Origin of the sequence: Kribbella sp. NPDC051137 (genome assembly GCF_040682535.1) — a bacterium.
Taxonomy (GTDB): Bacteria; Actinomycetota; Actinomycetes; order Propionibacteriales; family Kribbellaceae; genus Kribbella; species Kribbella karoonensis.
In genome coordinates this window covers 489096-503601 of sequence record NZ_JBFBBI010000002.1, presented here as the reverse complement: position 1 = coordinate 503601, position 14506 = coordinate 489096, and the positions used below count along the sequence as shown (strand labels likewise).

Annotated in this window: 13 protein-coding genes; 6 read left to right on the top strand and 7 right to left on the bottom strand. The window is 69.8% G+C overall.

The features are described from left to right. Window position 1: 1 nt before the first annotated feature. From AB0M51_RS09855 to ffh, 3 genes are all read right to left on the bottom strand, one after another. Window positions 2–1282, bottom strand: a complete 1281-nt coding sequence (locus AB0M51_RS09855; RefSeq protein WP_344188155.1) for a lytic transglycosylase domain-containing protein — start codon at window positions 1280–1282, stop codon at window positions 2–4. Between the two features lie 141 nt (window positions 1283–1423). Beyond that, complete coding sequence (locus AB0M51_RS09850) at window positions 1424–2815, bottom strand: lytic murein transglycosylase (RefSeq protein WP_344188156.1); 1392 nt, start codon at window positions 2813–2815, stop codon at window positions 1424–1426. Window positions 2816–3138: 323 nt separating this feature from the next. Next, window positions 3139–4704, bottom strand: coding sequence for a signal recognition particle protein (ffh, locus tag AB0M51_RS09845; protein ID WP_344188157.1), 1566 nt, complete (start codon window positions 4702–4704; stop codon window positions 3139–3141). A gap of 133 nt (window positions 4705–4837) precedes the next feature. Here ffh and AB0M51_RS09840 point away from each other — a divergent pair, with 133 nt between their 5' ends. The 6 genes from AB0M51_RS09840 to AB0M51_RS09815 all read left to right on the top strand — a co-directional run bounded on the left by AB0M51_RS09840 (window position 4838) and on the right by AB0M51_RS09815 (window position 9235). Further along, complete coding sequence (locus tag AB0M51_RS09840) at window positions 4838–5287, top strand: hypothetical protein (protein WP_344188158.1); 450 nt, start codon at window positions 4838–4840, stop codon at window positions 5285–5287. Beyond that, window positions 5280–5618: a hypothetical protein gene (locus AB0M51_RS09835; protein WP_363748781.1), complete on the top strand. Its 339-nt coding sequence runs from the start codon at window positions 5280–5282 to the stop codon at window positions 5616–5618. Before AB0M51_RS09840 ends, AB0M51_RS09835 begins: the two co-directional genes overlap by 8 nt. A 253-nt stretch (window positions 5619–5871) precedes the next feature. Beyond that, on the top strand, window positions 5872–6321 hold the full coding sequence (locus tag AB0M51_RS09830) for a hypothetical protein (RefSeq protein WP_344188160.1): 450 nt from the start codon (window positions 5872–5874) through the stop codon (window positions 6319–6321). Continuing rightward, a complete protein-coding gene (locus AB0M51_RS09825) occupies window positions 6314–7303 on the top strand; it encodes a hypothetical protein (protein ID WP_344188161.1) in 990 nt (329 codons plus the stop codon). Before AB0M51_RS09830 ends, AB0M51_RS09825 begins: the two co-directional genes overlap by 8 nt. A gap of 850 nt (window positions 7304–8153) precedes the next feature. Continuing rightward, window positions 8154–8888 (top strand): arginase family protein, encoded by a 735-nt coding sequence (locus AB0M51_RS09820; protein ID WP_344188162.1) that lies wholly within the window; start codon window positions 8154–8156, stop codon window positions 8886–8888. Between the two features lie 2 nt (window positions 8889–8890). After that, window positions 8891–9235, top strand: a complete 345-nt coding sequence (locus tag AB0M51_RS09815; protein ID WP_344188163.1) for a hypothetical protein — start codon at window positions 8891–8893, stop codon at window positions 9233–9235. On the opposite strand, the gene AB0M51_RS09810 is transcribed toward AB0M51_RS09815, so the two are convergent. From AB0M51_RS09810 to AB0M51_RS09795, 4 genes are read right to left on the bottom strand one after another with little or no spacing between them, the layout of a single operon-like run. Then, window positions 9228–10277, bottom strand: a complete 1050-nt coding sequence (locus tag AB0M51_RS09810) for a DUF2332 domain-containing protein (RefSeq protein ID WP_344188164.1) — start codon at window positions 10275–10277, stop codon at window positions 9228–9230. The genes AB0M51_RS09815 and AB0M51_RS09810 overlap by 8 nt on opposite strands. A 9-nt stretch (window positions 10278–10286) precedes the next feature. After that, window positions 10287–12542: a [protein-PII] uridylyltransferase gene (locus AB0M51_RS09805; protein WP_344188165.1), complete on the bottom strand. Its 2256-nt coding sequence runs from the start codon at window positions 12540–12542 to the stop codon at window positions 10287–10289. Beyond that, the gene (locus AB0M51_RS09800; RefSeq protein ID WP_344188166.1) at window positions 12543–12881 is read right to left on the bottom strand and encodes a P-II family nitrogen regulator; all 339 of its coding nucleotides are present in this window, start codon (window positions 12879–12881) and stop codon (window positions 12543–12545) included. It abuts the gene before it with no gap. Continuing rightward, entirely contained in the window at window positions 12878–14236 is a 1359-nt protein-coding gene (locus tag AB0M51_RS09795; RefSeq protein WP_344188167.1) for an ammonium transporter, read from the bottom strand. Before AB0M51_RS09795 ends, AB0M51_RS09800 begins: the two co-directional genes overlap by 4 nt. Between the last annotated feature and the right edge of the window lie 270 nt (window positions 14237–14506).

The window sequence follows — 14506 nt, the reverse complement described above, 5'->3', positions numbered from 1 at the left end:
GCTACCCGTGCGAGCCGCCGCCCGGCGTACACGTCGGGGTGGTGGTCTCGTTGCCGGCGCACGGCGTACCGCTCGGGGTACTCGTCGGGGTGTCGGTCGGCGTCGGGGTCGGCGTCGGAGTGGGGGTCGGCGTCGGCGACGGCGTCTTGGTGGGCGTCTTCGTCGGCGTCTTGGTGGGGGTCTTGGTCGGCGTCCGGGTCGGGGTCGCCGTCGGGCGGTGGGTCGGCGTGTCGGTCGGCGTGTCGATCGGCCGCGGCAGCGTCGGCGTCTCCCACGGCGTCGTCGGCTCCTCGGTCGGCACCGAGGTGGTGGTCACCGGCGGCGGCGTCGGGGTCGGGGTCTTGGTGTCGTCCGGAACGTTCGGCACCTTGCGCGGGTCGACCCGGCGGTCAGCATTGCCGGTCGGCTTCGCGGGCGCGATGTTGCCCTTCGCGTTCGGCACCAGGACGGCGTCCTTGCTGTAGAGCCGCATCCACTTCAGGACCGTCGCGACGAAGTCCTTGGAGTGGTGGTAGCGCAGCAGTGAGGCGACCAGGTCGCGCGGGTTCCGCAGGTCGTCGCCCTCGGCGCAGAGCACCACCGCGACGGTCGTGACCGCGTCGTACACGTTGTTCGGGTTGCGGAAGCCGTCGCCGTTGCCGTCGGCCCCGAACTCGCTCCACACCTGCGGGATGATCTGCATCGGCCCGACGGCGCGGTCCCAGGTCTGGTCGCCGTCGTACTTGCCCTTGTCGGTGTCGGCGATCCGGCCGTTGCCGTGCCGTCCGTTCAGCTCCGGGCCGAGGATCCGGCCGCGGGTGGTGCCGGCCACGTCGACCCGGCCGCCGGCGGCGTGGTCCGACTCGACCTTGCCGATCCCGGCCAGCAGCGGCCAGGTCAGCCCACAGTTCGGCCGCACGACCGCGAGATTCGCGGTGGCGCGGCGGTACGCGGGGAACACCCCGCGCGGGATGCCGTTCACGGCACCCGGCCGCCCGGGACGGACGACCGACCGCCCGTCGGTGGCCCCCTGCACGGGGACGTCGGCGAGGGCGGGTTTGTCGGATCCGAGCTGCCCGTCCACTCCGGGACGCTGCGGCACGATCATCGTCAGCTCGTCGAACTCGCCGCTGTTCAGCCCGGCTCCCGGTGACGGGGCGACCGGGCTGCCCGCCGTCAGCTGATCGGCGGCACCGGTCCCTCCCGAGGCGACGGTGACAACGGCCCCGACCAGGAGCGGGGCGGTACAGAGTGAAGCGATGATGATTTTGACCCGACGGTTACCACTACGGGTTAGGCGCATAGCCCCTTCAACGAACCATGCGCCAGAAAGTTACATCAAGACGACGCAAAGTTACGGGCCACAGAATCCGCTCGGAAAACCGGCACCGAGGTAACGACAGGCGCTACCTCGGAGAGCGTTCATCGGCCGGATCGGCGCGCTTCAGTTCGCCGGCTGCGACGCGGCGGCGGTGTTCGCCGTTCTCGTCTGGTCGCCTGCCGGAGCAGCCGAGTCACACGGGCTCGGCGTCGGGGTCGGGGTCAGGGTCGGCGAGTCCGACGGAGCCGGGGTGGTGGACGTCTCGGTCGGCGTCGAGCTCGGCGGGCAGCTCGGGTCCGCGGGAGTGGTCGGCGGCGTGCTCGTCGGAGTATCGGTCGGCGTATCGGTCGGCGTGCTGGGCGGAGTGCTGGTCGACGTGCTCGAGGTCGGGCCGGTCGGCGTCGGCGTCGGCGTGTACGGCGGCTTCTTGGTCGTCGTCGTGGTCACCGGCGCCGGCGTCGTCTTCGAGGTGGTCGGCTTCGTCGAGCCGGTGGCGCTGCTCGTCGGAGGCGGGGTGGACACCGGGCGCGTGGTCGAGGTCGTACCGGTGGTCGGCGCCGAGGTCGGGACCGTCGTCGGCGTGGCGGTCGGCGGCGGCGTCGTGGTCCGGGTCGAACCCTTCTCGTCGCCGCCCGCGTTGCCGCCGTCGTCCGGGGTGACGATCTGGCCCGGCTTGTCCGGAACGCTCACGGTGTCCTTGCTGTACGACTGCATCCAGCGCAGGACCGTCGACACGTAGTCCATCGAGTGGTTGTAGCGCAGCACCGCCTGCACCAGGCCCTGCGGGTCGGACAGGTTCGCCCCGCCGGAGCACAGGTAGTCGCCGGCCGCGCGGGCCGCGTCGAACACGTTGTGCGGGTCCTTGACGCCGTCACCGTTGCCGTCGGCACCGAACGTCTTCCAGGTCCCCGGCACGAACTGCATCGGCCCGACGGCGCGGTCCCACGTCGGGTTCCCGTCGTACACGCCCTGGTCGGTGTCGGCGATCGCCGCCATCCCGGGGCCGCCGTCGAGGACCGGGCCGAGGATCCTGCCGCGGGTGTTGCCGTTCGCGTCCACCTTGCCGCCGCTGGCGTGGTCGGACTCGACCTTGCCGATCCCGGCCAGCAACGGCCAGGTGATGTGGCAGCCGGGCATCGACATCGCCAGATCGCGGGCAGCCTTCTGGTACGCCGCCAGCACGGTGCCCGGGATCCCCGAAGCGTCACCGAACGCGCCGGGGATCGGCTGCACGGTGCCGTCCGTCGTACCGGTGAACGGGACCTGGATCGTGGACTTCGCCTGCGTCGGCAGGCTGCCGTCGACTCCGGGTTGCGCCGGCACGTTGTTCGCCAGGTCGTCGAAGACCGCGTCCTGGCGCGGCGCGGCCAGCGCGTGGGCGTCGACGATGAAGGTGTTCGAGGTGACTCCACCGACCACGAACACGGCGACCATCGCGGTGGGCGGAGCCAGGCAGACCCAGGTGGCGTTCAGCTTTCCCCGCCACGTGTCCAGGTTCTTGAACTGCTGCCTCATCCGAACCGTCCTCGACGCATTCCGCAGTTGGTGTTGCTCTTGGGCGTAGGGACGATCCTAACCGTTGGAAGATCAGCCACAACCGCTGCCGGTGCGCCGTGACCGAGTACCGAACAGTCAGTTCAGCTACTCGTCCCCCGGTGTTCACTCCCCCACTCACACCACCGTAGGCCCGGAAACCGCGGAGCGCGCCGGGTGAACGGATGACAGTCCTGTCATCCGTTCAGCCGTGCCCGTCCGGACTGTGCCCGTCCGGACTGTGCCCGTCCGGACTGTGCCCGTTCGGACTGTGCCCGTTCGGACTGTGCCCGTTCGGGAAGGGGTCAGTTGCCGCCGAGCATCTTCTTCAGGTCGTCAGGCAGCTCGAACTCGCCGTCCTGGCCGGCGCCGCCGAACGCGGCCGGCAGTTGGCCGGGCTGCGGCGCCTGCGGCTGCTGGTTCACCTGGTTGGCCCGCTTGGCCGGGTTGCCCGAGCCGCGCTTCTTGCCCTTCTTGGCCTGCTGCTTGGCCTTCCGGCCACCGCCGCCGCCACCCATGCCCGGCATCCCCGGCATTCCGGGCATCCCCGGGAGGCCCTTGCCGGACGCCATCGCGGACATCATCTTGCGGGCCTCGAAGAACCGCTCGACCAGGCCGCTGACGGTCGCCACCTCGGTCCCGGAACCCTTCGCGATCCGGGCCCGGCGGGAGCCGTTGATGATGTTCGGATCGGCGCGCTCGGCCGGCGTCATCGAGTGGATGACCGCCTCGATCCGGTCGATCTCGCGCTCGTCGAAGTTCTCCAGCTGGTCCTTGAACTGGTTCGCACCCGGGAGCATGCCGAAGATCTTGGTCAGCGGGCCCATCTTCCGGACCGACTGCATCTGGGCGAGGAAGTCGTCCAGCGTGAAGTCCTTGCCGCCCTTCTTCTGCAGCTTGGCGGCGGTCTTGGCGGCCTGCTCCGCGTCGAAGGTCTGCTCGGCCTTCTCGATCAGGCTCAGCACGTCGCCCATGCCGAGGATGCGCGACGCCATCCGGTCGGGGTGGAAGACGTCGAAGTCCTCGAGCTTCTCGCCGTTCGACGCGAACATCACCTGACGGCCGGTGACCTGCGCGATCGACAGCGCGGCACCACCGCGGGCGTCGCCGTCGAGCTTGGACAGTACGACGCCGTCGAAGCCGACGCCGTCCAGGAAGGCCTGCGCGGTGGTAACCGCGTCCTGGCCGATCATCGCGTCGACGACGAACAGGATCTCGTCCGGGCTGACGGCGTCGCGGATGTCCGCGGCCTGCTTCATCAGCTCCTCGTCGACACCCAGCCGGCCGGCCGTGTCGACGATCACCACGCTGTGCTGCTTGGTCCGCGCCTCGTCCATCGCCTTGCGGGCCACGTCGACCGGGTCGCCGACGCCGTTGCCGGGTTCCGGGGCGTAGACCGGCACACCGGCGCGCTCGCCGACGACCTGGAGCTGGGTGACCGCGTTCGGCCGCTGCAGGTCCGCGGCGACCAGCATCGGGGTCTGGTGCCGGGTCTCCTTCAGCCACTTGGCGAGCTTGCCTGCCAGCGTGGTCTTACCGGCACCCTGCAGACCGGCGAGCATGATCACCGTCGGCGGCCGCTTCGCCATCCGCAGCTCGCGGGTCTCGCCGCCGAGGATGTTGATGAGCTCCTCGTTGACGATCTTGATGACCTGCTGCGCCGGGTTCAGCCCGCCGCGCACCTCGGCCCCGCCGGCCCGTTCCTTGACCGCCGCGATGAACTCCCGCACCACCGGCAGCGCGACATCGGCCTCCAGCAACGCGATCCGGATCTCCCGGGCGGTCGCGTCGATGTCGGCGTCGGTCAGCTTGCCCTTGCCCCGCAGATTCTTGAACGCGGTGGAGAGCCGATCGGAAAGCGTGTCGAACACGAGAAACAGTCCGTTTCCTCGAAGCGATGAACTCCCCGAGTCTACCGGCCCCCCAACCTGTGGATAACTCCCACGCCCCACTCGTCCCCTTCGATACCGTGCCGCCACCGCCCCAGCCCCGAGGAGACCACCGATGCCCCTGGACATCCCCGCGTTCACGACGGCCTTCAACCGCGCCTACGACCGCCTGCATCGGAGCAGTCAGCCGTCCGATCTGGCCGCCGAGCAGGAGAAGCTGCGCGCGCTGATCCCGGAAGATGCTTCCGAGCACGACCGGGGCTGGACCGGCCAGCTCGTCGACGACCTCGCCGTACCGCCGCCACCGCCACCGGAACGCAGCGAGCTGTACGAGGAGGCAGTCCGCATCCACGTCGCCGTCTACCCACCCGAGGGCACCACCGAGGAGCAGATCGCCATGCTCGAGCAGGGCAGCCGAAAGATCTGGCAACTCGCCGCCCGCGCCGAGAAGGACGAGCAGGAGGACATCCGCGCGATGACCGAGGACCTCAAGTCGCTCGAGGACTGGCTGCGGGACCCACCGTTTCCGCTGACCGACACTCCCTTCCCCACCTCCGATGGCTGAGACGGGTCAGCGGGTTCCGGAGAACTCCGCGACGTACCAGCAGTTCGCCAGGCTCTACGACCTGGCGCGACACCTCCCCACCGGGCACCTGCTCACCACCGGGCGAACGGGCGCAGGGGTGACAGCACGGGCAGAGGAGGCGGCCGCGTATGAGGACCGGTGCGCGGAGATCCTCCGGGCTCGTCGCTGGTTGCTGATCGCGCAGGTCAAGGACCGGGCGATCAAGGCGGAACAGGCCGTTCCCCGAAGCGATGCACTCCCTGGAGTGCTCAACACCCGCCGGCAGCCCCGTCCCCATCCCGGTCAAACCCACCAACCGGTAACCGCCTAACCCGCGCCACCCAGAACTTTCCTCGCGCTGGGGCCTTGAACAGAAGCTGGTGGCTGAGCACCGGCCACAACCTGTTCAACGCCCCAGGCGCGCGGGTCCGGCCCCGACGCCGGGCTAGACCTTCACGCCCAGCAAGGCGTCACAGGCCTACCCGGCCAGGGCGGACCGCCCCCGACCTGTGGATAACTCCCACGCCCCACCCGCCTTCCCCGATACCGTGCTGCTACGCGACCTGCCCCGAAGGAGCCCGCCTATGCCGCTCGACCTGCCGGCCTTCAATGACGCGTACATCCGCGCCCGCGACCGGGTCCGCGGCGACGCCCCGGCGGTCGATGTGACCGCCGAGCAAGAGCGGCTGCGCGCGCTGGTCCCGGCCGACGCGACCGACCACGACCGCACCTGGACCGCCCGCCTGATCGACCGCCTGGGTACGCCGCCACCACCGCCACCCGCGCGCAGCGAGCTGTACATGCAGGCCGAGCAGATCCACGCCGAGGTCTACCCACCACAAGGCACCGCCGAAGAGAAGATCGCTCAACTGGAAGCCGGCCGCCACCGAATCTGGTCGCTGGCCGACCGCGCCACCCCGGACGAGGAATACGACATCCGAGCGCTGACGTACGACCTCAAGTACCTCGAGGACGTCCTCCGCGACCCCCCGTTCCCCCTGACCGACGAACCGTTCCCCACACCCGATGCCTGAGCCGACGCAGCGCGTTCCCGAGGACTCACCGGCGTACCGCGAGTTCGCGCGCCTGTACGACCTGGCCCGACAGCTCCGCCCGACCGAGGTCGACCGCTGGAAGGGCGACCTGTACGCCACGGACGGCCCCGGCGGCTTCGACCGGAGGACCGGCGCGATCGGCATCGACGAGCCGCTCTTGCTCCACGAGCTGACCGGACGGGCGTCGAGCACGCCTCGCCGTCAGGCCCAGGCGCTGGCAACTGTCCTGCACCGCGCGACGGAAGCCGGGATGCACCAGGACGCGGCGGGTGCGGTCAACGCGGTTCGGAACGGTCGGTCGCTGGCGTTGCACGACGGATTCGCGTCGGTCCGTGCGGCCAGCGACCTCGGTACGTTCGCCGAAATGGCCGGTTATCCGGAGCCCCGGTTCGATCCAGCCCGGACCGGTGGCACGTACGCCGCGGCGAACAACCTGATCAACCAGGTGTCCGGAGCGCGGGTCGATCGGGTGGCGTTGCTCCGACAGCTCAGTCACGGGCCGGTGGCGATGCACTTCGACCAACTGGCTGACGCCGTCGTACAGAATCGTCTGCACGACACCGTGCGGGACGAGCCAGGGGCTCAGCAGCGGGTTCGGCGCGAGTTGATCGCGACGATGCTTCATCCCGCTTGGGACTCCTTGGCCCAGCGATCGCCTGAGGCTGGTGCGCGCGTGGCAGAAGAGATCGGCTCCGCCCTGAACGCCAAGGTCGACGAGATACGTCGTCGTTCGCCGCAAACGCCCCAGGTCGCTGCCTCCGACGGCCCGCAGCCGGAGCCCACCAAACCACGTCCTCAGCAGGAATCAACGGCACGCTTCCTGACCGGCCTGGCGCCGGCAGGCAGAGCGACTGGGCAGACGCCCTCACTCGGAGACGGCTCACGCGCGGCCGCGCAGCACGCCACCCCGGCGGCCCGGCCACGAACACCTGGTGAGCCCACGCGCAGATCGGAGCGCTGATGGACCGCGAACAGTTCCGAGTGAGTACGTCGCCGCCTGGGAAGGACTGCAGCTAGGCACACTCACCGATCTCGCCGCGGCCCAGGCCCGGCTGAGAGAGTCGGCCGCGAAGCTCGAGAGCGAGTGGGAGCGGCAATCCGCGGAGCGATTGATCAGCAAGCTGGAGAAGGCCGTTCAGCCACCGCCTCCAGATCAGTCGCCGGAGATGACCGAAGCACTCCGGCTGCTCCTGATCTCGGACTTCGAGAGCGGCACCAAGGAGGAGCGGCTCGCGGCCCTGGCGGCACCATGCGGCTGAACCGACGCTTTCCTCGATCACCTCACCGGCGAGCCCAGCGGCGACCCTGTGCGCAGGGACACGCGCTGGCAACCGTCCTGCACGAGTCCAAGCTCGCCCGAACGCACATGGACGCCCTGGACGAGCGGAATGCAGTACGGCGCCTGGAGTCGCTCGGCCTGGATGAGGGGCTGACAGAGCTCAGCAGGATGGACGATTTCCAGGGTTTCGTCCAGCGGGCCCGGTATGACGGTGTACCGCAGCCCGACCCCGAGTCAGAAACCTGTGTTCGGGGACGGAGCTCGCGGTGCCGGGTCGGCCGGGCGGGCGGCGCACCGGGCGACGTCCGACCGGGGTAACACGCCTACCGACCGGGGCGGGCGCTGAGATAGGTTAACCGGAAGAGAGGCGTCTACCGGTTAGGGGTGTCGGATGCGGGTTGTGGTGGATGGGGTTTCTAATTTGGGGTTGCGGGCGCCGGTGGCTGGGGTGGTGCCGGGGTGTTACAAGTTGGCGGGGGCGGTGCGGGATCTGGGGTTTGTGGGGCGGGTCGGGGCTGAGGACGGTGGGTATGTGACGCCGCCTCGGTACGACGTGGGGGCGTGGCGGCCGGGGGACGGGGTGTTCAACGCGGGGGCGATCGCGGCGTACACGGTGCGGCTGGCGGATCGGGTGGAGCGGTTCCTGGGGCAGGGGAAGTTCGTGGTGCTGCTCGGGGGTGAGTGCAGCAATCTGTTCGGGCCGGCGTTGGCGTTGAAGCGGCGCGGGCGGTACGGCGTGGTGTACGTCGACGGGCACTCGGACTTCCGGACGGTGGACAACTCGCCGTACGTCGGGGCCGCCGGTGGTGAGGCGTTGGCGTTGGTGACCGGGCGGGGGCAGCGGGATCTGACGGACTTGGAAGGCCGCGGGCCGTACGTTCTCGACGCCGATGCCGTGTTGCTCGGGATCCGGGAGGACGACGAGTACGTGGCGGACGTGGAGAAGGCGGGGATCCCTGTCTGGCGGGCGGGCCGGATCGCCGAGGATCCGGAGACTGTCGCGAGCCGCACTCTGGCCCACCTGAACGGGGTCGAGGGATTTTGGGTGCATCTGGATGTGGACATCCTGGATGCGGCGGTCATGCCGGCTGTGGACAGTCCGGACCCGGGTGGGATCGACCACGCGCAGTTGCGCGCGTTGCTGACGCCGTTGCTCGCCGACCCGAAGTGTGTCGGCCTGGACGTCGGCATCTTCGACCCGGACCTCGACCCGGACGGCAGGTACGCCGCCGAGCTCACCGACACCCTTGTGGCGGTGCTGCAGTGAGCATGCTGGAGCTCTTGAAGGCTGACGGCCCGGACCCGGACCACGCCGAGGCGTTGATGCTCTACGGCCGCCTGGTCGGCACGTGGGACATCAGCAACAGCTACCGCTTCCCGGACGGCGAGTGGCGGACGGCTGCAGGCGTGTGGCGGTTCGGCTCGTACTTCACGCAGATCGGCCGGTCCGACGGTGCCGGCGGAATGATTCAGGAAGGGGTCGACGACGACGGCCGGCGGTCGCGGTGGACGTTCAGCGAGGTGACCCCGAGCTCGTTCCGCTGGCAGGGGTTCACGGCCGCGCCAGGTGGTGAGTTCGAGCTGTTCCAGGAGATGCGCGCGACGCTCAGCTGACCCAGACCAGGTCCTGGCCGTGTGGTGCCGCGGTGCCGAGGGTGCGGGTTTTTCCGGTCGGCCAGAGCGTGAGGTCGATGCGGTAGTCGTATCCGTCGTTGCCGCGGTCGTGGGTGAGGACGCGGTGCGGTTCGAGGCTGAGGTGGGCGAGGGGGGCGGTGGCCGTGGCCTGGGCGCCCAGCTCGGCCAGGCGGGCGTCGACGGCGGCGCGGTCGGGACGACGCAGGTACTGCCACATGATCGAGTGCCACACGACGGTCACGTGGCCCTCCGACAACTCGAGCCCCTGCAGGAACGAGACAGCGTCCTCCGGTCGTACGTCGGCCGGTACGTCGTGCGCGATCGCCAGGGCACCACGGAGCCGCGCCAAGCGGTCCGTCATGTCCGGCCAGACGTACGACGTCAGCGTGAGGGCACCGTTGGACGTCAGCGGGTCCACGGGCGCGATGTCGCAGCCGACCCGTTCCGCGATCCGCAGGTCCACCGACGGCACCCGGCCCGTCCACGCCGGGTCGAACACGACGGGGCTGTCATCGGGCCCGTACGACGTCCCGCCCGCTACGTAGCGGTACTGGTCCGCCCGCAGGTTCAAGCCGCCGCTCGCCCCGATCTCGAACAGCCGCACCGGTAACGGCACAGCCGAGACCAGCTGCAGCAGCCCGCCGTACAACGCGGCTGACCGGCCCACCTCGTTCGTCTGCGGAGGCTGTGTCAGCAGGGACCGCACCTCCCCCAGCCGCGACTGCAGCACCTGTTCGAACGCCTCCCAGCCGAGCACCGGATCCCACGTACCGCCCGTACTCGGATAGAACGCCGCCAGCTCAGGCGCCGTACCGGACAGCACCAGACCGTGTACGGCGGCCAGTAGCCGCAGGCCGATCGCCTCGCCGAACGACCGGCCGTCGTACCCCTGCAGCACGCGCACCGAGACCCCACCGACCTCGTAGTCGTCGACGAGCAGCCGGAGCAGCTCGGCGTACATCGGGGAGCCCAGGTCCTCACAGGCGGTCGCTTGGCGCTGCAGCGCTTCTACAAGATCCACGTAGCGAGATTAGAAGCTCAGCCGATCCAGCACCGACTTTGCGGTCGTCCGCGCGTCCTCGGGTTCCAAGGGCGCACCATGGCGATCCGTTAGATAGAAGACATCCACGCACTCCGCCCCGAGCGTGCTGACGTGTGCAGATCGGATATCCGCGCCGGTAGCCGCAATAGCTGCAGTCACGTCGTACAGGAGTCCAGGGCGGTCATGTGCCCGCACTTGCAGCACCGTTGCCGTCTCGGACGCTTCTGCCAACAAGTCGACACGGCTCGCAACACGTGGCTGGGCCGAGTCCCGCGCAGCAAGCCGCCGTACGACGTCTGACGAGTCCCGTAGCGCCACCGCCAGCCGGTCCCGGAGCCGCACCGGATCGGGAGCCGATCCGGCAACCGTCCACTGCGAGATCCCGAGGCCGTCAACGGATGTCACGACGGCAGACCGCACGGCCAGCCGGTCTACGGCCAGTACTGCGGCAACCGTCGACAGAGTGCCCACCTGGTCGGGTACGGCGACGTTGACGCGCAGATCGCCGTGGTGCTCGGTCACCGTGACGCCCACGCGCCCGACACCGACCACCTGGTGCAGAACGGGGACGGGAACGGGCGGAGTTTCGGTCCACATGCTCTCGCCACCTGCGAGCTCACTGCGGACCCGACGGCACAGGTCCCCGACCAGCCGCATCCGCCACGGCGACGACGCCGCCGGTCCGGCCGCCCGCGCGTCGGCGTACGTCAACGCCTCCAGCAGGTCCAGATTCTCGGTGGTACGTACGATCCCGGCGACCATGTCCACAGTCATCGGGTCGTCCAGATCGCGCCGGGTCGCGACCTGCGCGAGCATCAGGTGCTGGCGGACGAGCAAGGTGATCGTGTCAGAGTCCGCCTCGTTGAACCCGATCCGACGAGCTACCCGCGCCGCGATACCCGCACCGGTCACACTGTGGTCGCCGTCGAGTGCTTTGCCGAGGTCGTGCAGCAGGGCAGCCACCAGCAACAGGTCAGGCCGGCGTACGTCGCGCACCATCGCCGACGCCTCGACACAGGTCTCCAGCAAGTGCCGGTCGACCGTGAACCGGTGGATCGCCGACTGCGGCGGCCGGAACCGTACGGCGTCCCACTCGGGCAGCAGCCGCGAGATGTACCCGGCCTGGTCCAGCGCCTCCCACACCTCCAGCAGCCCGGAGCCGGCACCCAGCAGAGCGCAGAGCAACCGCCGTGCCTCCCCCGGCCACGGCTCCGGGAAGTCAGCAGCCGACGCCGCCAGCCGCGCACAGACAGCAGGCGAGAGCACCAGCTCCCGGTCAGCAGCAACCGCGGCAGCACGTAGCCCTAGCACCGGGTTGCGCTCCGGGCGCGCGTCCGGCATCAGCACGACCTCACCCTCGTGCTGAGCCACCCCTTCGTCCAGCGCGAGCAGCAACGGCCCACCGGTCCGCTGCCGGCGCCGGGACCGCGGCGGCTTGGTCATCAGGCTCTCGACGCGGCGCCACGACACGTCGCACACGTGCGCCAGCGTCCGTCCGGTCGCGTACACGTGCCGCAGCAACTCGTCCCGTCCCGACAACCCGAGCCCTGCCGCCACCTCACCGGCCAGGTCTGCCACCAGCCGGTCGGTAGCCCGCCCTGCCACCTCATGCAGTACGTCGCGGATCTCCAACAGGTCACGCCGCGCCCGCTCGACCACAGGGTGCGGTACGTCGACCAGCCAGGACGCCACCAGGGCACGCAGTACGACGGCGTCCCGCAGACCGCCGTACGCCTCCTTGAGGTCCGGCTCTGCGAGATGCGCGAGCTCTCCGACCGTGGAGGCCCGGTCACGGCACGCCTGGGCCAGCCCCGGCAGCCGGGACTTCGCCGTACGTCGCCAGTCGGCCATGAGCACGGACCGGAGCTGCAGGGTGAGGTGGGTGTCGCCCGCGACGTGCCGCGCGTCCAGCAGGCCCAACGCCACCCGGTCGTCAGCCGCGGCTGCCTGCTGCGCCTCGGCCAGCGTGCGGACGCTGTGGTCCAGCTTGGTCCTGGAGTCCCACAGCGGGTACCAGATCTGGGCGGCCAGCTCGTCGATCCGCGGGTACCCGTCGGCGTGCACGAGCATCACGTCGAGGTCGCTGTACGGCGACAGCTCCTCGCGCCCGTAGCCGCCCACCGCGACCAGCGCGACGCCCTCGGCAGGTACACCGAGGGCGTCGCAGGCCTTCGCGAGCAGCAGTCGCAGCAGCTCGTCGGCCTCTTCGGCACGAACCCGCCGCTGCTCTGCCCGATCGACCATCTAGAGTGCGTCTCCGTCCAGTTCACCGGTGCGGACCCGGACGATCGTCTCCACCGGGGTGACCCACACCTTGCCGTCGCCGATCTTTCCGGTCTGCGCGGCCTTCACGATCACGTCCACCACGTCGGCGCTGTCACCGTCCTCGACGACCACCTCGAGCCGGACCTTCGGCACCAGGTCCACCTCGTACTCGGCGCCACGATAGACCTCGGTGTGGCCCTTCTGCCGCCCGTACCCACTCGCCTCGGTGACCGTCATCCCGGTGACGCCGAACGTCTCCAGAGCGGCCCGCACGTCCTCCAGCTTGTGCGGCTTGACCACCGCCGTGACCAGCTTCATGCGTCGACCTCTGCTTTCTCGGTGGGCTCGGTGGCGTCATTGTCCTTCGCGGCCGGCGCGGGCGCCGCAACGGGGCGGGCGGCCAGCGCACCGCGCAGACCCGCCGCGCTGAGGTAGTCGTACGCCGTCTCCGCGTGCTCGACCTGGTCGACACCGGTGACCTCGTCGTCCTCGGTGAGCCGGAAGCCGATCGTCTTGTCGATCACCTTGCCGAGGATGAACGCCACCGAGAACGAGTAGATCGCGACGACGACGTTCGCGAGCGCCTGCCGGCCGAGCTGCGTGACACCGCCACCGTAGAACAGGCCGTTGACGGCCGACGGGGCGGCGGCCGAGCCGAACAGACCGATCGCCAGCGAGCCGAACAGACCGCCGACGAAGTGCACGCCGACCACGTCGAGGGAGTCGTCGAAGCCGAGCTTGTACTTCAGCGAGACCGCGAAGGCGCAGATCGCACCGGCCAGCACACCGACGGCGATCGCACCGAGCGGGGTGACCGCACCACAGGACGGGGTGATCGCGACCAGACCCGCGACCGCGCCGGACGCCATGCCCAGCGTGGTGGCCTTGCCGTGGGTGAGGCGCTCCACGATCAGCCAGCCGATCACCGCCGCGGCGGTGGCGACCTGGGTGTTCACGAACGTGACGGAAGCCGTCGTACCGGCGCTCAGCGCGGAGCCCGCGTTGAAGCCGAACCAGCCGAACCACAGCAGGCCGGCGCCGAGCAGCACCAGCGGCAGGCTGTGCGGCCGCATCGGGTCCTTCTTCCAGCCGACCCGCTTGCCGAGCACGATGGCCAGCGCGAGCGCGGCGGCGCCGGCGTTCAGGTGCACCGCCGTACCGCCGGCGAAGTCGACTGCCTTCAGCTTGTCACCGATCCAGCCGCCGTTGCCCTTGTCCAGGAACCACACGGAGTGCGCGACCGGGAAGTACACCAGGCAGGTCCAGCCGATCACGAACGCGATCCAGCCGCGGAACGTCGCCCGGTCGGCGATCGCGCCGGAGATCAGCGCGGGGGTGATGATCGCGAACATCAACTGGAAGGCGACGAAGGCGAGCGTGGGCGTCGTCCCGCTCACCGCCTTCGGGTCGAGCAGGCCCTGCAGCCCGACCTCGGAGAAGTTCCCGATCACGTGCCCGGTGTCACCGGCGAACGTCAGCGAGTAGCCGACCACCACCCAGAGGATGGTGACGACGGCGATGGTGATGAAACTCATCATCATCATGTTCAGCACGCTCTTCACGCGCACCATGCCGCCGTAGAAGAAAGCCAGTCCCGGGGTCATCAGCATCACCAGGGCGGCACTGGCCAGCACCCAGGCGGTATCGCCGGCGTTGATCTCCATCAACGTCATCCCTTCCATCGAACGGGGTGGCCGGCGTCCTCAGTCGGGAGGTCTCCACAACGCCGGGGAGCCCGCCGCTCGGCCACACGGACACGGTGCCGAGGTGCGGTTTCAGCCGATCGGTCCGTTTGTTTCAGGCATGTGACAAAGCGGGCTCCCAGGTGACAACGAGGTGACGTCGCCCACTACGGAGCGGAGTGTGGCACTCTGGCCTGGACCACACGGGACCGCAGCCGCGCCACTGCACCCGTCCGAACTGGGGAACGACGCCATGGAGCC